Annotated in this window: 23 protein-coding genes; 11 read left to right on the top strand and 12 right to left on the bottom strand. The window is 73.4% G+C overall.

The window, feature by feature from the left end:
• Positions 1-92 precede the first annotated feature (92 nt).
• The 5 genes from ACYP53_RS01565 to ACYP53_RS01545 form a co-directional block, all read right to left on the bottom strand.
• A complete protein-coding gene (locus ACYP53_RS01565; RefSeq protein ID WP_459646442.1) occupies positions 93-2,240 on the bottom strand; it encodes a 3-hydroxyacyl-CoA dehydrogenase NAD-binding domain-containing protein in 2,148 nt (715 codons plus the stop codon).
• A 2-nt stretch (positions 2,241-2,242) separates the two neighbouring features.
• Entirely contained in the window at positions 2,243-3,460 is a 1,218-nt protein-coding gene (locus ACYP53_RS01560; protein ID WP_459646441.1) for a thiolase family protein, read from the bottom strand.
• Positions 3,461-3,748: 288 nt separating this feature from the next.
• Positions 3,749-5,002 (bottom strand): HRDC domain-containing protein, encoded by a 1,254-nt coding sequence (locus ACYP53_RS01555; protein ID WP_459646440.1) that lies wholly within the window; start codon positions 5,000-5,002, stop codon positions 3,749-3,751.
• A gap of 314 nt (positions 5,003-5,316) precedes the next feature.
• Positions 5,317-6,033 carry a response regulator transcription factor gene (locus tag ACYP53_RS01550; protein WP_189916448.1) on the bottom strand — a complete coding sequence of 239 codons (717 nt, stop codon included), beginning with the start codon at positions 6,031-6,033 and terminating at the stop codon, positions 5,317-5,319.
• A gap of 321 nt (positions 6,034-6,354) precedes the next feature.
• The gene (locus ACYP53_RS01545; RefSeq protein ID WP_189916447.1) at positions 6,355-7,017 is read right to left on the bottom strand and encodes a DUF3000 domain-containing protein; all 663 of its coding nucleotides are present in this window, start codon (positions 7,015-7,017) and stop codon (positions 6,355-6,357) included.
• 236 nt (positions 7,018-7,253) lie between these two features.
• Here ACYP53_RS01545 and hemE point away from each other — a divergent pair, with 236 nt between their 5' ends.
• From hemE to hemQ, 4 genes are all read left to right on the top strand, one after another.
• Positions 7,254-8,267, top strand: coding sequence for a uroporphyrinogen decarboxylase (hemE, locus tag ACYP53_RS01540; protein WP_459647936.1), 1,014 nt, complete (start codon positions 7,254-7,256; stop codon positions 8,265-8,267).
• Between the two features lie 417 nt (positions 8,268-8,684).
• Positions 8,685-9,278 (top strand): Uma2 family endonuclease, encoded by a 594-nt coding sequence (locus ACYP53_RS01535; protein ID WP_459646439.1) that lies wholly within the window; start codon positions 8,685-8,687, stop codon positions 9,276-9,278.
• Between the two features lie 34 nt (positions 9,279-9,312).
• The gene (hemG, locus tag ACYP53_RS01530) at positions 9,313-10,743 is read left to right on the top strand and encodes a protoporphyrinogen oxidase (protein WP_459646438.1); all 1,431 of its coding nucleotides are present in this window, start codon (positions 9,313-9,315) and stop codon (positions 10,741-10,743) included.
• Positions 10,740-11,465 (top strand): hydrogen peroxide-dependent heme synthase, encoded by a 726-nt coding sequence (gene hemQ, locus ACYP53_RS01525; protein WP_189916442.1) that lies wholly within the window; start codon positions 10,740-10,742, stop codon positions 11,463-11,465. Before hemG ends, hemQ begins: the two co-directional genes overlap by 4 nt.
• Positions 11,466-11,609: 144 nt before the next feature.
• Here the strand turns inward: hemQ and ACYP53_RS01520 are convergent, their stop codons facing one another.
• From ACYP53_RS01520 to ACYP53_RS01505, 4 genes are all read right to left on the bottom strand, one after another.
• Positions 11,610-12,392: a TIGR04222 domain-containing membrane protein gene (locus ACYP53_RS01520; protein WP_189916441.1), complete on the bottom strand. Its 783-nt coding sequence runs from the start codon at positions 12,390-12,392 to the stop codon at positions 11,610-11,612.
• A gap of 95 nt (positions 12,393-12,487) precedes the next feature.
• The gene (locus ACYP53_RS01515) at positions 12,488-13,630 is read right to left on the bottom strand and encodes a TIGR04222 domain-containing membrane protein (protein ID WP_459646437.1); all 1,143 of its coding nucleotides are present in this window, start codon (positions 13,628-13,630) and stop codon (positions 12,488-12,490) included.
• Between the two features lie 34 nt (positions 13,631-13,664).
• A complete protein-coding gene (locus ACYP53_RS01510) occupies positions 13,665-14,105 on the bottom strand; it encodes a hypothetical protein (protein WP_459646436.1) in 441 nt (146 codons plus the stop codon).
• Positions 14,102-14,965, bottom strand: coding sequence for an MbnB/TglH/ChrH family RiPP precursor modification enzyme (locus ACYP53_RS01505; protein WP_459646435.1), 864 nt, complete (start codon positions 14,963-14,965; stop codon positions 14,102-14,104). Before ACYP53_RS01505 ends, ACYP53_RS01510 begins: the two co-directional genes overlap by 4 nt.
• A gap of 420 nt (positions 14,966-15,385) precedes the next feature.
• Between ACYP53_RS01505 and ACYP53_RS01500 the strand changes: the two genes are divergently transcribed.
• From ACYP53_RS01500 to ACYP53_RS01470, 7 genes are all read left to right on the top strand, one after another.
• Positions 15,386-16,396 (top strand): MBL fold metallo-hydrolase, encoded by a 1,011-nt coding sequence (locus tag ACYP53_RS01500; RefSeq protein ID WP_189916439.1) that lies wholly within the window; start codon positions 15,386-15,388, stop codon positions 16,394-16,396.
• Positions 16,397-16,581: 185 nt separating this feature from the next.
• Positions 16,582-18,372 (top strand): ATP-binding protein, encoded by a 1,791-nt coding sequence (locus ACYP53_RS01495; RefSeq protein ID WP_459646434.1) that lies wholly within the window; start codon positions 16,582-16,584, stop codon positions 18,370-18,372.
• A 66-nt stretch (positions 18,373-18,438) separates the two neighbouring features.
• Positions 18,439-18,870 (top strand): roadblock/LC7 domain-containing protein, encoded by a 432-nt coding sequence (locus ACYP53_RS01490; protein ID WP_189916437.1) that lies wholly within the window; start codon positions 18,439-18,441, stop codon positions 18,868-18,870.
• A complete protein-coding gene (locus ACYP53_RS01485) occupies positions 18,867-19,220 on the top strand; it encodes a DUF742 domain-containing protein (protein WP_189916436.1) in 354 nt (117 codons plus the stop codon). The genes ACYP53_RS01490 and ACYP53_RS01485 overlap by 4 nt, the downstream gene beginning before the upstream one ends.
• Before the next feature lie 82 nt (positions 19,221-19,302).
• Positions 19,303-19,863, top strand: coding sequence for a GTP-binding protein (locus ACYP53_RS01480; protein ID WP_189916569.1), 561 nt, complete (start codon positions 19,303-19,305; stop codon positions 19,861-19,863).
• On the top strand, positions 19,860-21,053 hold the full coding sequence (locus ACYP53_RS01475; protein ID WP_189916435.1) for a cytochrome P450: 1,194 nt from the start codon (positions 19,860-19,862) through the stop codon (positions 21,051-21,053). The genes ACYP53_RS01480 and ACYP53_RS01475 overlap by 4 nt, the downstream gene beginning before the upstream one ends.
• A 580-nt stretch (positions 21,054-21,633) precedes the next feature.
• Complete coding sequence (locus tag ACYP53_RS01470; protein WP_459646433.1) at positions 21,634-22,710, top strand: hypothetical protein; 1,077 nt, start codon at positions 21,634-21,636, stop codon at positions 22,708-22,710.
• Here ACYP53_RS01470 and ACYP53_RS01465 read toward each other — a convergent pair.
• The 3 genes from ACYP53_RS01465 to murC all read right to left on the bottom strand — a co-directional run bounded on the left by ACYP53_RS01465 (position 22,687) and on the right by murC (position 25,233).
• On the bottom strand, positions 22,687-23,319 hold the full coding sequence (locus ACYP53_RS01465; protein ID WP_459646432.1) for an HAD family hydrolase: 633 nt from the start codon (positions 23,317-23,319) through the stop codon (positions 22,687-22,689). The two genes, ACYP53_RS01470 and ACYP53_RS01465, sit on opposite strands and share 24 nt — an antisense overlap.
• Positions 23,320-23,423: 104 nt before the next feature.
• Positions 23,424-23,828: a peptide-methionine (R)-S-oxide reductase MsrB gene (msrB, locus tag ACYP53_RS01460; protein WP_459646431.1), complete on the bottom strand. Its 405-nt coding sequence runs from the start codon at positions 23,826-23,828 to the stop codon at positions 23,424-23,426.
• Between the two features lie 22 nt (positions 23,829-23,850).
• Positions 23,851-25,233, bottom strand: a complete 1,383-nt coding sequence (gene murC / locus ACYP53_RS01455; protein WP_459647935.1) for a UDP-N-acetylmuramate--L-alanine ligase — start codon at positions 25,231-25,233, stop codon at positions 23,851-23,853.
• Positions 25,234-25,373 lie beyond the last annotated feature (140 nt).

The raw sequence follows: 25,373 nt of genomic DNA, 5'->3' as shown, positions 1-25,373 counted from the left end.
CACGGGCCCGCCCGCGGAAACGCCCGTAGACACGGAGGAGCCCCGGTGACCTGGTGGTCACCGGGGCTCCTCCGTGTCTACGGGGCCATGCGCTACGCGGGCACCGAGGCCAGGCCGGGGGCCAGGAACGGCTTGCCGTTCACGCGCTCCGAGATGCCCTCACGGTCCAGGTACGGGGTGATCCCGCCCAGGTGGAAGGGCCAGCCGGCACCGGTGATCATGCAGAGGTCGATGTCCTGCGCCTCGGCGACGACACCCTCCTCCAGCATCAGGCCGATCTCCTGCGCCACGGCCTCCAGGGCGCGGGCGCGGACCTGCTCCTCGGTGAGGACCGAGTCGCCGAAGGTCAGCAGCTCCAGCACCTCGGGGTCGAGGACCTGCTGGCCGTCCGTCCAGGTGTAGAAGCCGCGCTTGCCGGCCTTGACCACCTTGGCGAGGTTCTCGGAGACGGTGAACCGCTCCGGGAAGGCGCCGTGCAGGGTCTCCGAGACGTGCAGCGCGATGGCCGGGCCGACCAGCTCCAGCAGCACGATCGGGGACATCGGCAGGCCGAGCGGCTCGACGGCCTTCTCGACGTCGGCGATCGGGGTGCCCTCGTCGATGATGCCCTGGATCTCGCCCATGAAGCGGGTCAGGATCCGGTTCACCACGAACGCCGGGGCGTCCTTGCAGAGCACCGACGTCTTCTTCAGCTTCTTCGACACGGCGAAGGCGGTGGCCAGCGACGCGTCGTCGGTCGCGTCGCCGCGGACGATCTCCAGCAGCGGCAGGATCGCGACCGGGTTGAAGAAGTGGAAGCCGACGACCCGCTCGGGGTGCTTCAGCTTCGAGGCCATCTCGGTGACCGACAGCGAGGAGGTGTTGGTCGCCAGCACACAGGTCGGCGAGACCACGTTCTCCAGGTCCGCGAAGACGGTCTGCTTGACGCCCATCTCCTCGAACACGGCCTCGATGACGAAGTCCGCGTCACCGAAGGCGGCGGCCTTGTCGAGCGAGCCGGAGACCAGGCCCTTGAGGCGGTTGGCCTTGTCGTTGCCGATGCGGCCCTTGGAGAGCAGCTTGTCGATCTCGGCGTGGACGTAGCCGACGCCCTTGTCGACGCGCGCCTGGTCGATGTCGGTGAGGACCACCGGCACCTCCAGACGGCGGGCGAACAGCAGCGCCAGCTGCGAGGCCATCAGACCGGCGCCGACGACGCCGACCTTGGAGACCGGGCGGGCCAGCGACTTGTCCGGAGCGCCGACCGGGCGCTTGGCCCGACGCTGCACCAGGTTGAAGGCGTAGATGCCGCTGCGCAGCTCGCCGCTCATGATGAGGTCGGCCAGGGCCGCGTCCTCGGCGTCGAAGCCGCCCTGCAGGCTGGCCTTGTCGGCGAGGTCGGCGTCCTTGACGGCGGCGATGATGTCCAGTGCCTTGTAGGCGGCCGGAGCGGCACCGTGCACCTTGGCGTCGGCGACCAGCCGGCCCCAGGCGACGGCGTCGTCCCAGCCCTTGCCGCGGTCGATCGCCTCGCGCTCGACGACGACGTCGCCCTTGAGGACCTTGGCGGCCCACAGCAGCGACTGCTCCAGGAAGTCGGCCGGCTCGAAGATCGCGTCGGCGATCCCCAGCTCGAACACGTCCTTGCCCTTGAGCTGCTTGTTCTGGTTCATCGAGTTCTCGATGATGACCTTGACGGCCTTGCCGGCACCGATCAGGTTCGGCAGGATCGTGCAGCCGCCCCAGCCGGGGACGAGGCCCAGGAAGACCTCGGGCAGCGAGAAGGCCGGGACGCCCGCCGACACCGTGCGGTAGTCGGCGTGCAGGCCGACCTCGACGCCGCCGCCCATCGCCGCACCGTTGTAGAAGGCGAAGGTCGGGACGGGCAGCGCGGCGATCCGCTTGAAGACCTCGTGGCCGCCCTTGCCGATGGCCAGCGCGTCCGCGTGCTCCTTGAGGAGCTCGACGCCCTTGAGGTCGGCGCCGACCGCGAAGATGAACGGCTTGCCGGTGATCGCGGCACCGACGATCTTGCCCTCGGCGGCCTCGGCCTCGACCTGGTCCAGCGCGACGGACAGCTTGAGCAGCGAGCCCGGGCCGAAGGTGGTCGGCTTGGTGTGGTCGAAGCCGTTGTCCAGGGTGATCAGAGCCAGCTTGCCGGCCTGCAGGGGCAGGTCCAGGTGACGGACGTGGGCCGTGGTGACGACCTCGCCCGGGAACAGCTCGGCGCCGTGCTGGAGCAGCTCAGTGGTGTTGCTCATGGTCACTTACCACCCTCGAAGTGGGGGTTCTCCCAGATGATGGTGCCGCCCATGCCGAAGCCGATGCACATCGTGGTGAGGCCGTAGCGGACGTCCGGGCGCTGCTCGAAGCGGCGGGCCAGCTGGTTCATCAGGCGCACGCCCGAGGAGGCCAGCGGGTGACCGAAGGCGATCGCGCCGCCGAACGGGTTGACCCGCTCGTCGTCGTCCGCGATGCCGTAGTGGTCCAGGAAGGACAGCACCTGGACGGCGAAGGCCTCGTTGACCTCGAAGGCCTGGATGTCGTCGATGGTCAGACCGGCCTTGGCCAGCGCCTTCTCGGTGGCCGGCACCGGGCCGATGCCCATGACCTCGGGCTCGACGCCCGCGAAGGCGTAGGAGACCATGCGCATCTTGACCGGGAGGCCGAGCTCCTCGGCGACGTCCTCGGCGGCCAGCAGCGAGGCGGTGGCACCGTCGTTCAGACCGGCCGAGTTGCCCGCGGTGATGTTGCCGTGCGGGCGGAACGGGGTCTTGAGGTTCGCCAGCGACTCCATCGTGGTGCCCGGGCGCATCGGCTCGTCCACGGTGGCCAGGCCCCAGCCGGTCTCGCCGACCTCGGGGTTGGTGTTGCGGATCGAGATCGGCACCAGGTCGGGCTGGATGTCGCCGTTGGCGTACGCCTTGGCGGCCTTCTCCTGGGAGCGCACGGCGAAGGCGTCGCAGCGCTCCTTGGTGATGTGCGGGAAGCGGTCGTGCAGGTTCTCCGCGGTCATGCCCATGAACAGGGCGGACTCGTCGACCAGCTTCTCGGAGACGAAGCGCGGGTTCGGGTCCACGCCCTCGCCCATGGGGTGGCGGCCCATGTGCTCGACGCCACCGGCCACGACCACGTCGTACGCGCCGAAGGCGATGCCGCCCGCGGTGGCGGTCACGGCGGTCAGCGCGCCGGCGCACATGCGGTCGATCGAGTAGCCGGGCACGGACTTCGGCAGGCCGGACAGCAGGGCGGCGGTGCGCCCGATGGTCAGACCCTGGTCGCCGATCTGCGTGGTGGCCGCGATGGCGACCTCGTCGATGCGCTCGACGGGCAGGTTCGGGTTACGGCGCACGAGCTCCCGGATGCACTTGACGACGAGGTCGTCGGCGCGCGTCTCGTGGTAGATGCCCTTCGGGCCGGCCTTGCCGAACGGGGTGCGGACGCCATCGACGAAGACGACGTCCCTCGCGGTACGAGGCACGGGGGCTCTCCTCCCAGGGACCAACATTTGAGGTGGGCAGGCTGCCGCCGGCGAAAAAGACCCGAGCGGCGCCGCATCACGGCCATGCTACCGGTCGGTAACCAACCTGCCCAGGCCCCGCGGTCGGTTCTGACCATGTGTCCCGCGACACGTCCGACCAGGAACGCCGTGCCCGGGCCCTCCGCGGGCCGCTCTCAGTCCCTCTGCGGGCCGGCCGTGGGCCGCTCCCGGGGACGGCGAAGGGGGTGCCGCCCGTACGGACGGCACCCCCTTCCGGGTTCTGCCGGGTCAGCCCTGGTCGGCGGCCGCGGTCACGGCCGCGGCGAACGCGGCGGCCATCGCCGGCGCCACCAGGTCCACCTGCCACTGCCGGGCGCCGAGCCGGCGCAGCGCGGTGGCCACGCCCTCGGGGCCCCGGTCGGCCGGCGGCTCCCAGGAGACCCGCCGGACCAGGTCCGGGGTGATCAGGTTCTCGGCGGGCAGGTTGTGCCGCTCGGCCAGCTCGCTGACCGCGGTGCGCGCCCCCGACAGCCGGGCGGCGGCCACCGGGTCCTTCTCGGCCCAGGCCCGCGGCGGCGGCGGTCCGTCGTGCGGCGCGGCGGCCGGCGGCAGCTGGTTCTCCGGGATCTCCCGGCCGCGCTGCACGGCCGACAGCCACTGCTCCAGCTGGCGCCGGTGCACCCGGGGCCCGAAGCCCTGGACGGCCTGCAGCGCGGCGATGTTCAGCGGCATGGCCAGCGCGGCGTTGACGATCGCGGCGTCCGAGAGCACCCGGCCGGGGGAGACGTCCCGCTCCTGGGCCATCCGGTCCCGGGCCAGCCACAGCTCGCGCACCACGGCCAGCTGGCGGCGCCGGCGGACCTTGTGCAGCTGCGAGGTGCGCCGCCACGGGTCGGTGCGCGGCGCCGGGCGGGGCGCGGCGGCGATCGCGGCGAACTCCTCCAGGGCCCAGTCGAGCTTGCCCTGGGCGTCCAGCTCCTGTTCGAGTGCGTCGCGCAGCTCGACCAGCACCTCGACGTCCAGAGCGGCGTAGCGCAGCCACGGCTCGGGCAGCGGGCGGGTGGACCAGTCGACCGCCGAGTGCTCCTTGGCCAGGCTCAGGCCCAGCACGTTCTCGGTCATCGGTCCGAGGCCGACCCGGGCGAAGCCGGCGATCCGCCCGGCCAGCTCGGTGTCGAACAGCCGCTTGGGTCTCATGCCCACCTCGGCCAGGCAGGGCAGGTCCTGGGTGGCCGCGTGCACCACCCATTCGGCGTCCCCGATGGCGGCGTCGAGCGCGCTCAGGTCGGGGCAGGCGATCGGGTCGATCAGGGCGGAGCCGGAACCCGCGCGGCGCAGCTGGATGAGGTAGGCACGCTGCCCGTAGCGGTAGCCGGAGGCGCGCTCGGCGTCCACGGCGACCGGTCCGGAGCCCGCGGCGAAGGCGGCGATCGTGGCGGCCAGCGCCTGCTCGTCCGCCACGACGGGCGGGATCCCCTCCTTCGGCTCGAGGAGCGGGACCGGGGCTGCTTCTTCTGGGATGGCTGCTACGGCGTCGGTCACCTACCAAGGGTACGACGGTCCTCGGGACCGGGAGTGTTGTCGGACTGGTCAGACAGTTACGGACGGGGTTGTGACCCGTCCGCCCTGTGACTCGCCCGCTCGCGGGGTTGTCGGCTCGGGGCGGGTACTCGCCCGCTCGCGGGGTTGTCGGCTCGGGGCGGGTACTCGCCCGCTCGCGGGGTTGTCGGCTCGGGGCGGGTGCTCGCCCACTTGCGGGGTTGTCGGCCTCCGCTCCGGCCTCCCCCCAACGACGGCGCGGCGGCCGAGGAGGAAACGTTCCTCCTCGGCCGCCGCGGCGGTCCGGAGCGCTGGGCTCAGTGGATGATTCCGGTGCGCAGGGCGACGGCGACCATTCCGGCGCGGTCGCCGGTGCCCAGCTTGCGGGCGATCCGGGCGAGGTGGCTCTTGACGGTGAGCGCCGACAGGCCCATCGCCACACCGATCGCCTTGTTCGACTGTCCCTCGGCGACCAGCCGCAGCACCTCGACCTCGCGGCCGGACAGCTCGCGGTAGGCGGCCTGCTGCGGGCCCGGCGCACCGGGGGCTCCGGGGGCGCCCGGAGCGCCGACGGCGCCCGGCATGCCCGGCATCCCGGGGCGCCGCATCCGGCCGGCCAGCCCGGCGGCGCCGAGCGGCATCCCGGGGCGGCCCGGCATCGCGACGTTCGTCCGGGTGCCGGTGACCACGTAGCCCTTGACGCCGCCGGCCAGCGCGCTGCGGACCGCGCCGATGTCGTCGGCGGCGGACAGCGCCAGGCCGTTGGGCCAGCCCGCGGCGCGGGTCTCGGCGAGGATGGTCAGCCCGGAGCCGTCCGGGAGGTGGACGTCGGCGACGCAGATGTCGCGCGGGGTGGAGACCCGGGGGCGGGCCTCGGCGATCGAGGACACCTCGATCACGTCCCGGACGCCGAGCGCCCACAGGTGACGGGTGACGGTGTTTCGGACGCGGGGATCTGCGATGACCACCATGGCGGTGGGCTTGGTCGGGCGGTAGGCGACCACGTTTGCGGGGTGCTCAAGAAGGACCGACACCAGGCCTCCTGCGGGGAGTGGCGGACGGAACCCCGATGGGGGCGGTCGGAGTGTTCCGCGTTCGGAAAGGGTCACAGTCTGCTTCGGCAGCTACCGTGCCCGGCTTTAGCGAAAGATCACGATCTAGTGAGTAACAATACGGACAAATCGCGCAAATGATTGATGCGACATGCCTGGTATTCGCACAAAATCGATCAGATTCGATGCGGATCGGTCACTCTCGACCGGTTAATTGACGCAGAGCGGGTCCGAAGTCACACTCCGTCAGTCCTGGGGGTGGCGTCCGGCCGTCCCGGTGCCGTCAGGCCCGGGCGCCACCCGTCAGTGCGACCGGGGGCGTCGCCGCGCGGGCATCGGGACCACTCCACCGAGTGACGGCACCTCGGCCGGGCCCTGCGGGGCGGGCGCGGCCGGGGGCAGGCCGGCGCCGATGCAGAGCAGCTCCGCCCAGGCGGCCAGGTGCCGCTCGAAGCGCCCGTCGGCGGGCGTCCAGGAGGCCCGGATCTCGATCTCGGTCGACGAGGGGCGGTCCGCCAGGCCGCCGAAGTACTGGGACGCGCACCTGGTCACCGTGCCGGACGGCTCCGCGTACCCGGCGCCGTGCGTCTGCAGGGCGTCCATCAGCCAGGCCCAGCCGACCTCGCACAGCATCGGGTCGCCTGCCATCTCCGGCTCCAGCTCGGCCCTGGTCATCGTGACCACCCGGAACTCGCCGTTCCAGGCCTCCTGCCCGGCCGGGTCGTACAGCAGCACCAGCCGGCCGTCCGCCAGCTCCTCGCCGTCCACCTCGACCGCGGCGGTCACCGCGAAGGAGTACGGGGCCAGCCGGCGCGGAGCCGGCGCGGCGGAGAGCTGGACCTCGGGCCGCAACCGGGCCCCGTCCAGGGCCGCCACGGCAGCCCGGAACTCGTTCGGCGCCCCCTCGCGACCCGTTCCGCCACCTGCTCCGCCACCCTGCGCGGGGTGCCCTCCGACGCCTGCCATGCCCCGAAGACTAGGTCGAGAAGCCGGGTTATCGCCGCAACTTCTCTCCCAGCGGCGTGCCGGAACGGCAAACCCGGGCAGATCTTGGAGGAACCCACGAGACCGGCCGGGAAGTGCCCCCCGGGACGCGTGCGAAGATTTGACGCGTGAGCGAGACTACGGCAGACCCGACGGCGGCCACCCACGACGGCCGGACCACCCCCGCGCGCCGCGGCGCCGCGTACGACTCCGCGTTCCTGCGCGCCTGCCGGAACGAGCCGGTGCCGCACACGCCCGTCTGGTTCATGCGCCAGGCCGGCCGCTCGCTGCCCGAGTACCTGAAGGTCCGCGAGGGCATCCCCATGCTGGAGTCCTGCATGCGGCCCGAGCTGGTCAAGGAGATCACCCTGCAGCCGGTGCGCCGGCACAAGGTGGACGCGGCGATCTTCTTCAGCGACATCGTGGTGCCGCTCAAGGCGGTCGGCATCGACGTCGACATCAAGCCCGGCGTCGGCCCGGTCATCGCCGACCCGATCCGCAGCTTCGAGGACCTGCGGCGGCTGCGGCCGCTGGAGCCCGACGACGTCCCCTACATCACCGAGGCCATCGGCCTGCTGGTGGACGAGCTAGGCGGGACCCCGCTGATCGGCTTCGCCGGCGCGCCGTACACGCTGGCCAGCTACCTGGTCGAGGGCGGCCCGTCCAAGAACCACGAGAACACCAAGGCCATGATGTACGGGCAGCCCGAGCTGTGGGCCGCCCTGGTGGACCGGCTCGCGGACATCACCTCGGCCTTCCTGAAGGTGCAGATCGAGGCCGGCGCCTCGGCGGTCCAGCTGTTCGACTCCTGGGTCGGCTCGCTCGCGCCGGACGACTACCGCCGCTCGGTGATGCCGGCCAGCACCAAGGTCTTCGACGCCGTCGCCGAGTACGACGTGCCGAAGATCCACTTCGGTGTCGGCACCGGCGAACTGCTCGGCCTGATGGGCCAGGCCGGCGCGGACATCGTCGGCGTCGACTGGCGGGTGCCGCTGAACGTCGCCGCCGAGCGGGTCGGCCCGGGCAAGGGCCTGCAGGGCAACCTCGACCCGGCGGTGCTGTTCGCGCCCACCGAGGTCGTGGAGGCCAAGGCCCGCGAGGTGCTGGACGCCGCCCGGGCACTCGGCACCAGCGGCCACATCTTCAACCTCGGCCACGGCGTGCTGCCGTCCATGGACCCGGACGCGCTCAGCCGCCTCGTCGCCTACGTCCACGAGGCCAGCGCGCGCTGACCCCGCGACGGCGGGCCTCCGGCTCCGGAGGCCCGCCCCCGGCGGCGACCCCGCCCCCGCCCGCCGCAACACCCCCGCCGCCACCCCGCCCCGAGGGGGCGCAGCTCCCCGGTGAACGTCCCGTCGTACACCTGCCCGCAGCCGCAGGACGGGCTGCGCGCCATCGGCACCGCCCGCCGCGCCCCCGCCACCTCGGCGGCCGCCGGCGCCGCCCGAGCGCCGGCCAAGAACCCGCCCCCTCCGAGCCACCACCACGGCCCGCCCGGCCTCCACCAGCCGCACGGCGCCGTCGGGGCTCCTCGCCCGCCCGTCGTACCGGCAGGGGACCCCGCCAGACACGCGCTCACCACGATCGGTTCCGTAGCACACAGATTGAGCGGGGGTCCGTCGGCCCCTTGAACTCGCTATCTTGGGGGCATGAGCGAGCTGCCGGACTGGATGTACGCGCCCAGAGACGAGGGCTGGTTTGCGGATGACCTCGACCACCTGCCGCAGGCGCCGCGGCACACTGAACTGATCGATGGAGCACTGGTCTTCATGATGTCCCCCCAGCGTTGGTGGCACGGAGATGTGGTCACGGACCTGGTGTACGCGCTGCGCCGCCAGCTGCCGCCGGGATACCGGGTCGGGCGGGAGATGACGATCAAGCTCGACAAGCGGAACCGACCCGAGCCGGACGTCCTCGTCGTCAAGGCCGAATTCGATCCCGACCGCACCCAGTTCGCTCCCGACGAGGTGGCGCTGGTCGTCGAGGTCGTATCTCCGGAGTCCGCGCACCGCGACCGCACGGTCAAGGTTCGCAAGTACGCCGAGGCCGGGATTCCGCACTACTGGATCGTCGAGGAGGAGGACGGCCTGCCGGTCGTGCACACCTTCGAGCTGGAGACGGTGACCTCCTCCTACGTCTCGGCCGGGATCTTTCGGGGGAGGCTCGAACGCCCGGTGCCGTTCCCGATCGCCATCGACCTGGACGGGCTGGTGCCGCGGAGTGCGAAGCGTGCGGGGGATTGAGGGTTCGGTGTAAAGACCTGCGAGACTGCGGGGCATGTCGGATGCGCGGGTCGTCGTCGTCGGTGGTGGGATCGCGGGGCTGGCCGCGGCCGCTTTTCTGAGCGGGGCGGCCGGGGGCGCGCCGCGGGCGCGGGTGACGCTGCTGGAGGCGTCGGGGCGGGTCGGCGGGAAGCTGTGGGGCGGGGAGGTCGGCGGGGTCCGGGTGGACCTCGGGGCCGAGTCGGTGCTGGCCCGGCGGCCGGAGGCGGTGGAGCTGGCCCGGGCGGTCGGGCTGGGGGAGGCACTGGAGCCGCCGACCACCGCGAAGGCGGCGATCTGGACGCGCGGGGCGCTGCGGCCGCTGCCGGGCGGGCAGGTGATGGGCGTGCCGGGCGACCTGGCGGCGCTGGAGGCCTCCGGGGTGCTCAGCCCCGAGGGGCTGGAGCGGGCCCGGCACGAGGAGCCCACCGAGGTGGGCGAGGACGTCGCGATCGGGCGCTACGTCGCCGACCGGCTGGGCCGGGAGGTGGTGGACCGGCTGGTGGAGCCGCTGCTGGGCGGCGTCTACGCCGGGCGCGCCGACGAGATCTCGCTGCGCGCCGCCGTGCCGCAGCTGCTGGCGATCGCGCGCGGCGGCGGTTCGCTGGTCGAGGGCGTGCACGAGCTGGCCTCCCGGCCGCAGACGGTCGGCACCCCGGTCTTCAACGGCCTGCGCGGCGGTCTCGGCACCCTGCCGGAGGCGGTCGCCGCGGCCTGTGCCCGGGCGGGGGTGGACCTGCGCACGGACGCCCCGGTGGACGAGCTGCGCCGCACCCCCGGCGGCTGGCGGGTGGTGACCGGCGGCGAGGTGCTGCACGCGGACGCGGTCGTGCTGGCCGTGCCGGCCCCGGCCGCGGCCCGGCTGCTGCGCGCGGACGCCCCGGCGGCCGCCACCGAGCTGGACGCCGTCGAGTACGCGGGCATGGCCCTGGTGACGCTGGCGTTCCGGCGTTCCGACCTGGACGGACTCCCCGGCGGCAGCGGGTTCCTGGTGCCGCCGGTGGACGGACGGCGGATCAAGGCGTCGACCTTCTCCTCCAACAAGTGGGGCTGGCTGGCGCGTTCCGCGACGGACGCGTTCCTGCTGCGCACCTCGCTGGGCCGGCACCGGGAGGAGGAGGCGCTGGGCCTGCCGGACGAGGAGCTGGTGGCCCGCTCGCTGGCGGACCTGCGGGAGGCGGTCGGGCTGACCGCCCGGCCGTACGACACCTTCGTCTCGCGGTTCGCGGCCGGTCTGCCGCAGTACCCGGTGGGCCACCCGGACAGGGTGGCCCGGGCCCGGGCGGCGGCCGAGCGGGTCGGCGCGCTGGCGCTGTGTGGCGCCGCGTACGACGGGGTGGGGATTCCGGCGTGCATCGGTTCGGCCGCCGCCGCGGCGGCGGCCGTCGACAGACTGTTGACCCCGGCGACCGGGGAAGGTTCCACGGAGAGGACAATGGGCGCATGACTGAGAGCGTTGAGCGGGAGCCGGAGCAGCGGCCCGAGAAGAAGAAGGCGCGCGACCTGAACCAGGTCATCCGCTACACCATGTGGTCGGTGTTCAAGCTCAAGGGCGCCCTGCCCGAGGACCGCACCGCGCTGGCCGCCGAGGTGGACGGGCTGTTCGAGCAGCTGGCCGCGAAGGACGTGACCGTGCGTGGCACGTACGACGTCTCCGGTCTGCGCGCGGACGCCGACATCATGGTCTGGTGGCACGCCGAGGACTCGGACGACCTGCAGGAGGCGTACAACCGCTTCCGCCGCACCGCTCTGGGCCGGGAGCTGGAGCCGGTCTGGTCGAACATGGCGCTGCACCGCCCGGCCGAGTTCAACAAGTCGCACATCCCGGCCTTCCTGGCCGACGAGCGCGCGCGCGACTACGTCTGCGTGTACCCGTTCGTGCGCTCCTACGAGTGGTACCTGCTGCCGGACGAGGAGCGGCGCGCGATGCTCGCCGAGCACGGCAAGATGGCGCGCGGCTACCCGGACGTGCGGGCCAACACGGTGGCCTCGTTCGCGCTCGGCGACTACGAGTGGCTGCTCGCCTTCGAGGCGGACGAACTGCACCGGATCGTCGACCTGATGCGCGACCTGCGCCCCTCCCGGGCCCGGCTGCACGTCCGCGAGGAGGTGCCGTTCTTCACCGGCCGCCGCAAGCCGGTCGCCGAGCTGCTCAACGGCCTGGTCTGAGCGACGCGACACGGCCCGGTCCGGCCCGGCCCGAGCGACCGCGGTCCCCTTCGGAGGCCGGTTCCCCCCTGTACGGGCGGGGAGCCGGCCTCCGGCGTCGTTACGGCTACGGGCGAGGCCCGGCCGGACCCGCCCCGGCTCCGGTCAGGTGCGGTGGGGGCGGAGGGCGGCGCGCAGGCGGGCGTCGGGGAGGACGGCGGGGCCGTTCATGGCGACGGCGGTGAGCAGTTCGCGTTCCTCGTCGTCGGCGAGGCCGCGCTGGCGGGTGGGGCGGACCTCGCGCAGCACCTCCTGGCCGATCGGGGAGGCCCAGCGGGTGTAGGGGTAGACGTCGACCCGGGCCATCAGCAGGGTGCCCGAGGTGAGCACCAGCGGCAGCGAGAACCAGGCGAGCGGGGCGACGGTGTCACCGCCGGTGAAGCCGCTGAGGGCGAGTGAGGCGGCCAGCAGGAGCAGGGACAGCAGCAGCGCGTGCCGGACCTGCCGGACCACCACGACGGTGTTGCGCTGCACCAGGGCCGGGGTGGCCAGGCCGGCCAGCGCGAGCCGGGCGCCGATCTCCAGCACCGTGGGGTGCTCGGCCATCGCCCGGCGCAGTTCGTCGGTGCGGCACTGGCCCTCGGGGCCGACGGTGGCGATGACCGCCCGTTCCAGCCGGCTGCGGCCCTTGGGGTCGACGACGGTGGTCCAGCCGGTGTGCGCCAGGTGGAGGCGGCCCCGGCCGGCCATCAGGACGAGGGCGAGCTCGACCACCCGGTCCGGGCCGCCGGCCAGGTAGGCGGTCTCGTACAGCCCGATGCCGACGGCTTCCGGGGGGCGTAGCCCGTCCTGGTCGGTGAGGGCGTCGGCGGTGGCGGTCATCCGGACCAGCCGGAGGCAGGAGAGCACTGCCGCGACACAGGCCGGTATCAGGAACAGCAACCACATGGCCTTGTTGTATGCCGGGCCCGATGGCGTGGGGAACGAGTTCCCGGTCCGCGATACCGAACTGTGACGTCGGCGGCGCCGCCGGCCGCGGCCCGTCAGGAGCCGCAGCCGCCCCCGCCGCAGCTCGATCCGCAGCTCGATCCGCAGCTGGAGGAGGACGAGGACCCGCAGCTGGAGGACGAGGACGAGCCGCAGCTGGAGGACGACGAGGACCCGCAGCTGGAGGACGAGGACGAGCCACAGCTGGAGGAGGACGAGCCGCAGCCGCTGCTCCCGCCGCAGCCGGAGGACCCGGAGTCGGAGGAGGAGCCGCACCAGGTGTCGGAGCCACCGGAGGAGCACGACGAGGAGGACGCGGAGGAGCACGAGGACGAGGAAGAGGAGGACGACGACGAGGACGATCCCGAGGAGTTCGAACCGTACGAGGCGGCGGCGGCCTGCCGCATCGCCTCCTCCTCGGCCGCCCCGGCCAGCATCGCGGCCTCCAGCTCCTGGTTGTCCAGTCCGGCGGCGGCCAGCCCGCCGAGCGCGAGCGCGCCGAGCAGCGCGCCGCCGGCCAGCGCGGGCGGGAAGCCCGAGTGGGGCGTCCACGGCGAGCCGGCCATCAGGGACAGCTGCTGCCTCCCGGCCGGGGTGATCCGGCCCTTGGCGGGCCTCGTGGCGAGCAGCGTGACGAGGCCGCCGACCACCAGGACGGCGGGGACCGTGAGGTCGGGGCGCTCGTGGCCGTAGGCGCCGTCGTCGATCACCTCGGCGGCCACCGCGAAGGCCACCACGACGAGCAGCGCGAGCCAGAGCAGCCGACGGGCGGTGCGGGCCCGCCGCAGCCGCTCGGGGCGGCGCAGCAGGCCGCGGTCGGCGAGCCGGTCGCCGATCTCCTGGACGGCGGCGGAGCGCATCACCACCCGGCGCAGCGGGGCGATCTCGCGGCTTCCGGTGGGGCCGACGGCGTCGTGGATCGCCTGGTCGACCGCGTCGTACGGTTGGCCGCCGGTGAGCGTGACCAGGCCGGAGCGGCTGATCACCACCTGCTCGCCCAGGTGCATCCGGACCAGCGCGGTGTCGAAGACCCGGCCCGGTCCGCCGGCCAGGAAGGCGGCGTCGAGCAGCGGCAGGCCGCGGCCGGGCAGGCCCTTGGCGTAGCGGACCTTGGCGACGTGCTGCCGGGCCTGGACGGCGAACAGGGCGGCGGCCACCAGCAGGACGGTTGGGACGGTGAAGTAGCTGTTGTGCCACATGGGCGGTTCCCCCGGAAAAGACGATGGGTCGTGACTAGCGGCGCAGGGCCCGGCGCAGTCGCGCGAGCGGGCCGGACGGCCGTACGGGTGCCGGGCGGAGCCACTGCTCCAGGGCCCGGCGGTGGTCGGCGGCGAGCGGGCCGCCTTCGGTGAGCACCCACTGGGCGAAGGTCCGGGCGTCGGCGCGGTAGCCGCCGGTCTGCGGGTGGGTGCGGGCGTACGCGAGGAAGAGCGGCCCGTACCGCTCCCCGAGCAGGCGGGGAAGGTCCGGGGCCACCTTGGCGGTGGTGCCGCGCCGCTTGGCGGCGAGGCCGGTGGACTGGGCGCGGACCTGCGCCGGGTCGAAGCCGGGCGGGACGGGCCCGCCGGCCACCAGGGCGGCCAGCAGCTCCTCCTGGCGCCGGGCCAGCCGCTGCCGGGCGGCGGCGAGGTCCTGGTCGTCGGCGGGGGCCTGGGCCGTGATCCGGTCGCTCATCGCCGGGTGCTCCCCTCCAGCACCCGGCGGATGGCGTCCAGTTCACCGGCCAGCTCGCTGGGCGGCGGGAAGTCGGCGTCCCGCTCCAGCAGGACGCCGGGCGGTGCGACCCGGGCGCAGAGCTCGGCCAGCACCTCCAGCACCGGTTCGGTGACCGGGTGGGCGTGGGTGTCGTGCCAGACGCCGTCGACCGTGGTGCCGCCAGCGACGTGCACGTAGGCGAGCGCCTCCAGCGGCAGCCGGTCGAGTTCGGCGGCCGGGTCGATGCCGAGGTTGACCCGGTTGGTGTGCAGGTTGGCGACGTCGATCAGCAGCCGGACGCCGGTCCGCGCGACCAGCTCGGCGAGGAACTCACCCTCGGTGAACTCGTCGTCCGGCCAGGCGAGTTGGGCGGCTATGTTCTCCAGGGCGAGCGGTACCGGGAGCTGCTCCTGGGCGATCCGGACGTTCTCGGCGATCACCCGCAGCGAGTCCCGGGTGCGGGGGACGGGCAGCAGGTGCCCGGCCTCCAGGCCGCCGGCCCGGACGAAGGCCAGGTGCTCGGTGACCAGCGGGGAGCCGAGCGCCAGCGCGGTGTCGGCGAGCTTGGCGAGCCGGGCGGGGTCGGGCAGTGCGGCGCCGCCGAGGCCGAGGCCGACGCCGTGCGGGACGACGGTGACGCCGCGTTCGCGCAGCACCGTCAGGGATTCGGGCAGGTGGCCGGCGCAGATGTTCTCGGCGACCACTTCGACCCAGTCCAGGCCGGGTTGGCGCTCGATCACGGTGTCGATCTCGGCGCGCCAGCCGAGGCCGACGCCCAGGCGGGTGGCGGCGGGGCCGCCGGTGGCCCGTGCGGGCAGGTCCAGGGCAGGGGAAGTCATCGGTTCGCCCCCTTCGGAGGGCTGGGGTGGGAACGGCCGTCGGGTGGTGCGGGCGCCGTCGCCAGGACCGCGCGGCCGTGTTGCTGAGGATGTCCCCGGGCGGGGAGGCTGCCAAGCCTCACCCGGTCTTCTCAGAGCATTATTTGAGCTTGCCACCACGGTGATCAGGGACTTTGGTCCCCAGCTGCGACCATTTCCGCAGGTGGAGTGCCCCATCGGCGGCAAAATCGAAAGCGCCGGCCGTGCGCACGCGGTTAGTCCGGCCGCCCGGGCCGTCCACGACCTGTCCCGAGCGGTGAGACAATTGGTCTCGACCACAGGGTGCGAATCCGGACAGCCCGGGAGGGACCGGGTCATGAACTCCGCGCGTTCGTACAGGTTTTGCCCCGCCCTTGACGCATCATGGGCATAATCGCGCACATGACGATCAACCGTGCGAACGTGAGCGCGATTGCCGAGGACCTGTACGTGTGGCTCCCCCCGAAGCGGGGCTGGGGCCTGGCCAACTGCGGCCTGCTGGCCTCCGAGACGACCGCGCTCTGGATCGACACGCCGTACGACCCCTCGATGGCCGGGGAGTTCCTCGCCGCGAGCCGCCGGCTGCTGCCCGCCGGCGTCGAGATCGACCGGGTCGTCGTCACCCACGCCAACGGCGACCACCTGTGGGGCGCCGGGGTCGTGCCGGACGCCGAGGTGATCGCCACCCGCGAGGCCCTGGAGCACATCCACTGGGAGCCCACCCCGCAGCAGCAGCACGCCCTGGTCAACGGCAGCGACCCGGACTCGCTGCTCGGCGGCTACCTCAAGGAGCACTTCGGCCGGTTCGACTGGTCCGCCACCGAGCCCGTTCAGCCGGACACCGTCTTCACCGGTGAGCTGGAGCTGCGGGTCGGACGCTACCCCGTGCGGATCACCAGCCTGCCCGCCGCGCACACCGGCGGCGACCTGATGGTCCACCTCCCGCACCAGCGCGCGGTGTTCACCGGCGACGTGATCTTCTCCTCGACGCCCGAGCAGCCCGGCGACCACCCCTCGCACTGGGCCGGCCCGCTGGAGAACATCATCGGCGCCTGCGAACAGGCCCTGGCCACCGGCGCGGAGATCTTCGTCCCCGGGCACGGCCCGGTCCTCGACCGCGCCGGCGTCCAGGAGCACATCGGCTACCTCGCGTACGTCCGGGAGCGCGCCCACACCCTGCACGCCGCCGGGATACCCGCGCTGGACGCCGCCCGGCGGGTGATCGCCGAACAGCGCCACCCCGAGCTCGGCCTGCCCGAGCGGCTGGTGCTCACCGTCGCCGCCGAGTACCGGCACCTGGACGGCACCGAGGCACCCGGCGTGCTGGACGCCATGGGGCAGGTCGCCCTGGTCGCCCGGGAACTGACCGAGGACACCGCCCGGATCCCGCGCCCGCGCACGGCCGGGAGCTGACGACCCGAGCTGACGCCCTGAGTTGACGCCCGGAGTTGATGCCCGGAGTTGATGCCCCGAGCTGACACCCGGAGCCGGCGCCCCGAGCCGACGCCCGTACGGATCCCGAGCCCCCGCCCGCCCCGGCCGGCCCACCCACCCACCCACCCGGCCGGCCCGCCCCGTCCGCACCCCCGAGGACTCCGATGACGCAGATCGCGCTGATCGCCCTGGCGCTGGTCGCCGCCGTGGCCGCGGCCGTGCTCGCCCGTGCCCGCGCGGCGGCCGGTGCCCGGGCGGCGACCGCCGAGACCGCGCTCACCCGGAGCGAGGAGCGTGCCCGGGTCGCCGAGGGCCGGCTCGCCCGCGCCGAGCAGCAGCTGCGCGAGGCGCAGGAGAACGTCCGGCGCGCCGTCGAGGACGCCCGCCGGGTCGAGGGTCTCGCCCGGGCCGCCGAGGACGCCTCCCGCGCCGCGCACGACGCCGCCCGGGCCGCCGAGGACGCCGCCCGGGACACCGCCCAGCAGGGCGCCGCCGCGGCCGCCCGTGCCGAGGAGGCCGACCGCCGCGCCGCCGCCGCCGAGGCGCGTACCGCCGCACTGCTCGCCGAGATCGGCCACCTCGCCCAGGAGCGGGTGGCCGCCACCGCCGTCCGGCTCACCCACACCAACGCCCCGCTGGTCGGCCCGCTCGACCCGCCGGCCGTCGGCCCGGAGGCCGTCCGGGCGCTGCAGTCCGTCCTGGACGCCACCGCCACCGCCCTCGCCGACGAGCGCGAACGGGTGGACGCCGCCGCCCGCGCCGCCATGCGCGGCGCCACCTCCCGGATCCAGACCCTGCTGTACCAGATCCAGAGCCTGGTCCAGCAGCTGCAGCACGACAACGACGACCCCCGGCTGCTGGAGGTCGACTTCCGCAACGAGGTCGCGCTGCGCCGGATCCAGACCGTCGCCGTGCTCTGCGAGGCCTGGCCCGGCCTGGCCCGCACCGACTCGCCGCTCGCCGAGGTGGTCGTCGGCGCGCTCTCCCGGGTGCCCGGCTACGCCCGGATCAAGGTCGCCAACCACCTGCGGGAGCAGCGGCTCGCGGTGGTCGCCCGGGCCGCCGAGCCGATCGCCGTCACCATCGCCGAGCTGCTCGCCAACGCCACCGCCTACTCGCACCCGGAGACCGACGTCCCGGTCACCGTCCAGCAGGGCGGCCGCGGCGCGCTGGTCATCATCGACGACAGCGGCATCGGCATGGACGAGGACCAGCTGCGCCGCGCCCGCCGACTGCTCGCCGGCCCGCCGGACCTGCTGCTCACCGAGCTCGGCAACCCGCCCAAGACCGGCTTCGCGGTGGTCGGCAAGCTGGCCCGTCAGTACGGCTTCTCCTGCCACATCGAGCCCTCGCCGTACGGCGGCATGCGGACCATCCTGCGGATCCCGGCCGGGCTGGTGACCGTCGTCGACGACGGGCAGCCGCTCTCGGTGCTCACCCCGCTGCCGCTGCGGGCCAGCTCCGGACCGGCCCCCGCGCCCACCGTCGCCGCCGTCCCGCCGATGCGCGACGCCGACGAGCAGGACGGCCCGCAGCTCGCCGACCGCCACCACCAGCCGGGCCCGCACCCGGCCCCGGCCATCCACGTGGTGCCCGACCCGGGCGGGGAGGCGACGGTGGCGGACCCCGTGACCGCCGCGAACCGGGCGGACGACACGGTGGATTCCCCGGCGGACGACGGCAGCGGCCTGCCCACCCGCGCGCCGCCGCCCGCTGGCCGCCGAGGAGCCGGAGGCGTCCGCGACCCCCGCCGTCCCCGCCGCCGGTCGCACCCCCGAGCGCGCCGCCGCCCACTGGCAGGCGCTGCAGCGGGGCACCGACTCCGGCCGGGCCGCCGTGGCGCGGGCCGCCTCCGAGTCCGGCGGCCGCGACGGCGTCGCCACCCGGGGCAGCGGCACCACCGAACACAGCGACACCACCCCAGGCGACACCACCCCCGGCCGCCCCACCGGTGACCACACCGCCGGTGACCACACCACCGGCCCCACGACCGTTCCGACGCCCTTAGAAGGAGCCGAGCAGTGAGCAGCACGCCCAGCCCGACCGCCACCGACGAGATCTCGTGGGTGCTGACCCCGCTGCTGGAGCTGCCGGGGGTGCTGCACGCGGTCATCGCCACCGGCGACGGCCTGGTCGAGGGCGCCTCGGACGGCCTGGAACGGGCCTCCGCCGAACGGGTCGCCGCGATGACCGCGACCGTGCACGCCGCCGCCCGGGCGTTCACCACCGCGTTCACCGACGCCGAACGGCCGCGACTGGCCCAGACCGTGGTGGAGTCGGACCTCGGCTACGCGATCGTCGTGCCCGCCGGGGAGAACACCTCGCTCGCCGTGTTCACCACCCCGGACGCCCAACTCGGCAACGTCTCCTACCAGATGCAGGTACAGGTCGCCGCCCTGGGCCGCGCGCTCGCGAGCCCGTCCCGGCGGCAGGACGACACCGTCCGGTCATGACCGCCGTACCCCGCAGGCGGATGGTGCCCGCCTACCTGGCCACCGGCGGCCGCAGCCGCCCCGGCGGCGAGGGCTTCGAGCGGCTGACCGTCCTGTTCGCCGACCGGGCCGAACCGCCGACCGGGCTCGAAACCGAACACCGCCGGCTCTGGGACCTGCTGCGCCCCGGCGCGCTGACCGTGGTGGAGGCCGCCGCGCACCTGCGCCTGCCCGTCAGCGCCACCGTCTTCCTCGCGGCCGATCTGGTCGAGGCGGGCTGCCTGCGCGCCCGGGCGCCGATCCCGCCCGCCCAGCAGACCGACCGCTCCATCGTCGAGAGGCTCCTCGTTGGACTCCGTGCGCTCCGGTGACCCTGCCGGTGACCCGCCGTCCGGCCCGTCGGGCGACCCGTCCGGCCGGGTCGGCTACCTGCCCGACCGGGACCAGACGCTGATGAAGCTGGTGGTCGCCGGCCCGTTCGGGGTCGGCAAGACCACGCTGATCCGCACCCTCTCGGAGATCGCCACCCTGCACACCGAGGAGGCGATGACCGAGACCGGACGGCCGGTGGACGACCTGGCCGGCCTGCCCGAGAAGACCACGACCACCGTCGCCGTGGACTTCGGGCGGCTCACCCTGCCCGGCAACGTCGTGCTCTACATGTTCGGCACCCCCGGCCAGCGCCGCTTCTTCCCGCTCTGGCAGGACATCGCCCGCGGCGCGCTGGGCGCCCTGGTGCTCGCCGACACCCGTCGGCTGGCCGACTCCTTCGAGATCATGGACATGGTCGAGGAGCAGGGGCTGCCGTACGCCGTCGCCGTCAACCGCTTCCCGGACGCGCCGGTCCACCCGGAAGAGGTGCTCCGCGCCCACCTGGACCTGCACCCCGCCACCCCGCTGCTGCTCTGCGACGCCCGCGAGCGCGAGGCCAGCCTGGACGCGCTGATCGCGCTGGCCGAGCACGTCCTCGACGCCCTGCCCGCCGCCTCCCCCGCCACCCAGGAGCGCTCGTGACCGTCGAGACCCGTCCGACCCCGATCCACGGCCCGGCCTTCGCCGCGGACCCCCAGCTGGTGTACGAGCGGCTGCGCCGGCACGGCCCGGTCGCCCCGGTGGAGATCGCGCCGGGCGTGGAGGCGCTGCTGGTCACCGACTACCAGGCCGCGCTGGACCTGCTGCGGGACAGCGACACCTTCTCCAAGGACTCCCGCGCCTGGCAGCGGACCCTCCCGCCGGACTCCCCGCTGCTGCCGGTGCTCGGCTACCGCCCGACCGCCCTGTTCAGCGACGGCGACACGCATGCCCGCTACCGCGCGGTGATCACCGACGCCCTCGCCCTGTTCGAACCGCACCGGCTGCAGCGGCAGGTCGCCGAGACCGCCCACCGGCTGATCGACCGCTTCGCCGCCGTCGGCCGCGCCGACCTGATCGCCGAGTACGCCCGGCAGGTGCCCGCCTCGGTGCTCACCACCTGGTTCGGCGTGCCCGAGGAGCAGCACGCCGAGGTGGTCGCCGCGATCACCGGGCTGATCGAGTCCGGCGCGCAGGCCGGCGCCGCGTACGGCAAGCTCCTCGCGGTGGTCACCGCCATGGTCGCCGAGCGCCGCGAGCGCCCCCGGCACGACCTCGCCTCCTGGTTCGTCACCCACCCGGTCGGGCTGGACGAGGACGAGGCGATCCGGCAGATCAGCCTGACCATGATCGCCGGGCACGAGCCGACCACCAACCTGATCGGCAACGCCCTGCTGCGGCTGCTCACCGACGCCCGCTACGCCGGCTCGCTGTTCGGCGGCGCGATGACCGCCCACCAGGCGATCGACGAGGTGCTCTGGCACGAGCCGCCGCTGGCCAACCTCTCCGCCCACTACCCGCGCTACGACACCGTCCTGCACGGCCGCGAGATCAAGGCCGGTTCCCTCGTCCTGGTCTCGTACGCGGCCGCCAACTCGCAGGCCGCGCCGCCCACCGACGGGAGCGAGCTGCGCAGCGGCGAGAGCGCCCACCTGGCCTGGGCGGCCGGCCCGCACGCCTGCCCGGCCCGCGACCCGGCCCTGCTGATCGCGATCACCGCGATCGAGCAGCTGGGCAGCCGCCTCAGCGACCTCGAACTCGCCACCCCGGCAGCAGAGTTGCTCTGGCGCCCGGGCCCCTTCCACCGCGCCCTGGTCCACCTCCCGGTCCGCTTCGAACCGGCCGCCCCCTGACGCCGCACAGGAAGTCGGTCGAATCGACTTCCCGCGCGGCCGGGTCCCCGCGACTATCTCGCTGGGATCGGGCAGCCGGAAAAACAGAATCGATATTCGGAGGGGGGTCCGGCCAATTTGTCCGGGCCGTCCAAAAATCTCGGGAATCTGTTTGCGCTGAACAATCGGCAAAATTTTAGGCGGGCCCGGGTGCTCGCACCCGGGCCCGCCTCAATGCATAGTGCCCCACCCACCCACCCACCCACCCACCCACCCACCCACCCACCCACCCGGGGAGCATCCATACGTGGCAAGCTCGGTGGGATTGGGGTAGCGGAAAGTGAACCTTGAGAATGGGTGGGCGGCCCGGCCGAATTGGCCGGGCCGCCCGAAACAGCGGGAAGCTGGTCTTGTGAGTGCCCAGCCCACCTGCCCCCGCTGGAAATGCACAGCAACGGCGGCCTCGGCCAGGGCTCGCCTCCTCACCTTGTGCGTCTTCTAAACAGGAAGTCGATCTGGTCGACTTCCTACGGCCGCCGCCTACGACGGGGTCCTCGGGACCGGCGGAAGCTTCGCCGCTGCTCTTGCCGACGCCGCGCCTGTGAACGTTTCCTGGAGCCATGCCGGGGCGACTCTGGCGGTTCTCACGAGCCTGATGGAGGGAAGACGAGTGGATCGCCGAGGGTTCCTCGCAGCCGGCGTTGCTCTGTCAGCGTCAACGAACAACTGGGTCACGGCCATCGGGCACACCCTCCTCGAGCCACGGGCGACGCCTGTCGACCACTCCTCCCTGCTGGCCGGTTTGGAAGGCCGACTCCAGCTCCTACGCCACGTCGATGACGAACTCGGCAGCGGCGAGGTCTTCACGGCTGCGCGCAGCGATCTTGCCCTGGCGGTGGCGGCGATCAAGTCCCGGCGCTACAAGGGCGATCAGCTGTCGCGCTTGTACGCGATCACCACCGAGGCCGCCCGACAGGTCGGCTGGGCGGCCTTCGACCAGGGTCGCGTCGGCCTCGCCCAGTCCTACTTCGACGCCTCCTTGCGCGCCTCCGCCGAGTGCGGCGATGTGACCGCCGGCGCTTACACTCTGTCCTTCGCAGCCATCCAGTGCTACTCCTCCCCAGGCCTGGCTGGCCGGGCGGTGTCGTTCGTGGACACGGCCCGTATGCAAATGCGCGGCCGGAGCACCCCGCGCATGGAGGCGATGCTCGCCGCCCGCGCCGCCCGCGCATGGTCGAAGGACAGAGCGAAAGAAGAGACCAAGCATCAGCTCCACCTGGCACGAGCAGCGCTGGACAAGGGGCGGCGCGAAGACGACCCCGGCTTCCTCTACTGGGTGGACTACGGCGAGATCGAGATGATCGCCGGCTCCTCCGCCCTGGAGCTGGGAGACCCTGCCGAGGCTCTGCGGCGATTCGAGGCCGGGATGCAGGCGTACCCGGGCGACGAGCAGTACCCCCGCAGCCACGCCATCTACCTTGCCCGCGCCGCGGAGGCGCACCTCGCGCTGCACGACCTGGATGCCGCCGTTGCCACCGGCCGGCACGCGGCAGCCTGCCTCGGCTCGGTCGACTCAGCGCGCTCCGCGTCCCAACTGCGGGGACTGCGCGAGAAACTGGCGCCGCACACCGGCCACGCCGGGGTGCGCGACTTCCTAGAGGGCGGGCAGGCGCAGTAGCTCGCGCAGCCGCCGCACGACCACGTCCTCGTCCAGCCCGAGCACCGGGGTGAAGCCGAGCCGCTGGGCGGCAAAGAGATTGTCCTCGCTGTCGTCCACGAAGAGGCATTCCTCGGCGCTGACACCGAGGCGATCCAGCACGATCTGAAAGGCTTCGGGTTCGGGCTTGCGGACACCGTGGTCCGCCGAAAGCACCACCGCGTCGAAGGTGCCGTCCAGGTCGAAGCCGGCGTAGGGGTCGTAGGGTTGCCGCCCGAGGCTGTTGGACAGCACCGCGGTCCGCACCCCCGCCGCGCGGGCCTGCCGCGCGACCTGGAGGACCGGGTACGCCGGGAAGGCGTCGTGGAGGTACCTGGCCAGCAGGTTGTCCGGTTTCACGCCCATCAGGGCCGCGAACCCGGTGTTCCAGTCCTCCTGGCTGATCCGGCCAAGCTCCAAACGCCGGAACAGGTCCTGCCCGCGCGGGTCCGACCAGGCGCGCAGGAACGTCCCCGGGGCGATCCGCTCCCGGTTCTCGAACCAGGTGATGATCTCCACCATGTTCGAGGTCAGGACTCCGAAGAAGTCGAAGACCACCGCACGAAACGAACTCGCTGCCGCCCGATCCATCCGCACAGCGTACGGGGAACCCGCCGTGGGCCGACACCCGGCGATACGCGTGAGGGCGGGGCCGTGGAGGTGTCCACGGCCCCGCCCTCACGCGATGGGGACGGCTACTCGGCCGGCTTCAGTGTCAGCGAGATGCTGTTGATGCAGTAGCGCTGGTCGGTCGGTGTGCCGTAGCCCTCGCCCTCGAAGACGTGGCCCAGGTGCCCGCCGCAGCGCGCGCACCGCACCTCGACCCGGCGCATGCCGAGCGAGGTGTCCTCGATGTACTCGACCCGGTCGCCGGCCAGTGGTGCGTAGTACGACGGCCAGCCGCAGTGGCTGTCGAACTTGGTCTCGGAGCTGAACAGCTCCGCGCCGCAGGCCCGGCAGCCGTAGACGCCGACCGTCTTGGTGTCGGTGTACTCGCCGACGAACGGGCGCTCGGTGCCCGCCTCGCGGAGCACGTGGTACTCCTCGGGGCTGAGCTCGGCGCGCCACTCGGCCTCGGACTTCTCGATCTCGTAGCTCATCACGACTCCCGCTCGGCGTACGTCAGACGTTGGAGGCAACGTTCGCGAGGTGCTCCAGAATTTCGGGCCCGAGGTTGGTGACGTCGCCCGCGCCCATGGTGAGCAGCAGGTCGCCCGGGCGGGCGAGGCCGGCCAGCAGGGCGGGGGCGGCGGCGAAGGAGTGCTCGGCGGTGACCTCGGCGCCGGCCCGGCGGGCGGCGTCGATGATCAGCTCGCTGGTCACGCCCGGGATCGGGTCCTCGCGGGCCGGGTAGATGTCGAGGACCACGGAGGTGTCCGCGAGGGCGAGGGCGGCGCCCATCTCCTCGGCGAGCTGCTGGGTGCGGCTGAACAGGTGCGGCTGGAAGACGACGAGGACGCGGCCCTCGGTGGCCTCGCGGATGGCCTCCAGGTCGGCGGTCATCTCGGTCGGGTGGTGGGCGTAGGAGTCGATCACCTGGACGCCGGCGGCCTCGCCCTTGAGCTGCAGGCGGCGGCGCACGCCGGTGTAGGCGCCGAGGGCCTTGGCCAGGTCGGCGGCCGGGACGCCCAGCGCCACGCCGGCGGCCAGCGCGGCGACCGCGTTGTGGGCGTAGTGGCGGCCGGGCACCGAGACGGTGAAGGCCAGCTCGGTGCCGTCCAGGAGGACGGTGACCTCGCTGGTCATGCCGTGGGCGACCACCGAGAGCACCCGGAGGTCGGCGTCCTCGGCGGAGCCGACGGTGACCACGTTCAGGCCCTCGCGGCCGGCCACCCGGGAGGTCAGCTCGCGGGCGCCGTCGTGGTCGGCGGAGACCACCAGGGTGCCGCCGGGGACGATCCGGCCGGCGAAGGTCTCGAAGGACTCGTAGATCTCGTCGATCGAGGCGTAGTTGGCGTGGTGGTCCAGCTCCACGTTGAGCACGATCGCCACCTCGGGCGCGTACTTGTGGAAGCTGCGGTCGCTCTCGTCGGCCTCGGCGACGAAGATCTCGCCGGTGCCGTGGTGGGCGTTGGAGCCGGGCGCGTCGAGGTCGCCGCCGATCGCGTAGGACGGGTCCAGGCCCAGTTCGCCGAGGGCGACGGCGAGCATGCTGGTGGTGGTGGTCTTGCCGTGGGTGCCGGCCACGGCGAGCGCGCGGCGGCCGCCCATCAGCGCGGCCAGCGCGTCGGAGCGGTGCACGACCGGGATGCCGCGCTCCTGGGCGGCGGCCAGCTCCGGGTTGTCGGCGCGGATCGCACTGGAGACGACGACGCTGCTTGTGCCGTCCGGTACGTGCTCGGCGGCGTGGCCGACGTGCACGGTGGCACCGAGGGCGCGCAGCGCGAGGACGGTCTCGGACTCCTTGGAGTCGCTGCCGGAGACGCTGGCACCGCGCACTGCGAGGATCTTCGCCAGGCCGGACATCCCGGCGCCGCCGATGCCGATGAAGTGCGGGGCGTGCAGGTCGTGCGCGGCGTCGTTCAAGGCGTGGCTCCGTACGGGCGGGGGCAGACAGGTCGGGCGGACGGCTCGGGGTGGGTCGGCGTGGGAGCCGACGCCGGAACCGTCCTCGCGGGCGGACCGCAAGGACGATTCTGCACCAC

The organism is Kitasatospora sp. Ki12, from assembly GCF_054601375.1.
Note: the sequence above shows the minus strand (reverse complement) of the source record. Positions and strands in the feature narration are given on the sequence as shown.

Bases quoted from the DNA above. Each gene is read 5' to 3' on its own strand.
- ACYP53_RS01520 (WP_189916441.1), bottom strand. From the start codon at position 12,392: ATGTGGTTGCTGTTCCTGATACCGGCCTGTGTCGCGGCAGTGCTCTCC.
- hemQ (WP_189916442.1), top strand. From the start codon at position 10,740: ATGACTGAGAGCGTTGAGCGGGAGCCGGAGCAGCGGCCCGAGAAGAAG.
- ACYP53_RS01500 (WP_189916439.1), top strand. From the start codon at position 15,386: ATGACGATCAACCGTGCGAACGTGAGCGCGATTGCCGAGGACCTGTAC.
- ACYP53_RS01545 (WP_189916447.1), bottom strand. From the start codon at position 7,017: ATGGCAGGCGTCGGAGGGCACCCCGCGCAGGGTGGCGGAGCAGGTGGC.
- ACYP53_RS01510 (WP_459646436.1), bottom strand. From the start codon at position 14,105: ATGAGCGACCGGATCACGGCCCAGGCCCCCGCCGACGACCAGGACCTC.
- ACYP53_RS01480 (WP_189916569.1), top strand. From the start codon at position 19,303: ATGAAGCTGGTGGTCGCCGGCCCGTTCGGGGTCGGCAAGACCACGCTG.
- ACYP53_RS01495 (WP_459646434.1), top strand. From the start codon at position 16,582: ATGACGCAGATCGCGCTGATCGCCCTGGCGCTGGTCGCCGCCGTGGCC.
- ACYP53_RS01465 (WP_459646432.1), bottom strand. From the start codon at position 23,319: ATGGATCGGGCGGCAGCGAGTTCGTTTCGTGCGGTGGTCTTCGACTTC.
- ACYP53_RS01535 (WP_459646439.1), top strand. From the start codon at position 8,685: ATGAGCGAGCTGCCGGACTGGATGTACGCGCCCAGAGACGAGGGCTGG.
- ACYP53_RS01485 (WP_189916436.1), top strand. From the start codon at position 18,867: ATGACCGCCGTACCCCGCAGGCGGATGGTGCCCGCCTACCTGGCCACC.
- ACYP53_RS01505 (WP_459646435.1), bottom strand. From the start codon at position 14,965: ATGACTTCCCCTGCCCTGGACCTGCCCGCACGGGCCACCGGCGGCCCC.
- ACYP53_RS01515 (WP_459646437.1), bottom strand. From the start codon at position 13,630: ATGTGGCACAACAGCTACTTCACCGTCCCAACCGTCCTGCTGGTGGCC.
- ACYP53_RS01565 (WP_459646442.1), bottom strand. From the start codon at position 2,240: ATGAGCAACACCACTGAGCTGCTCCAGCACGGCGCCGAGCTGTTCCCG.
- msrB (WP_459646431.1), bottom strand. From the start codon at position 23,828: ATGAGCTACGAGATCGAGAAGTCCGAGGCCGAGTGGCGCGCCGAGCTC.
- hemG (WP_459646438.1), top strand. From the start codon at position 9,313: ATGTCGGATGCGCGGGTCGTCGTCGTCGGTGGTGGGATCGCGGGGCTG.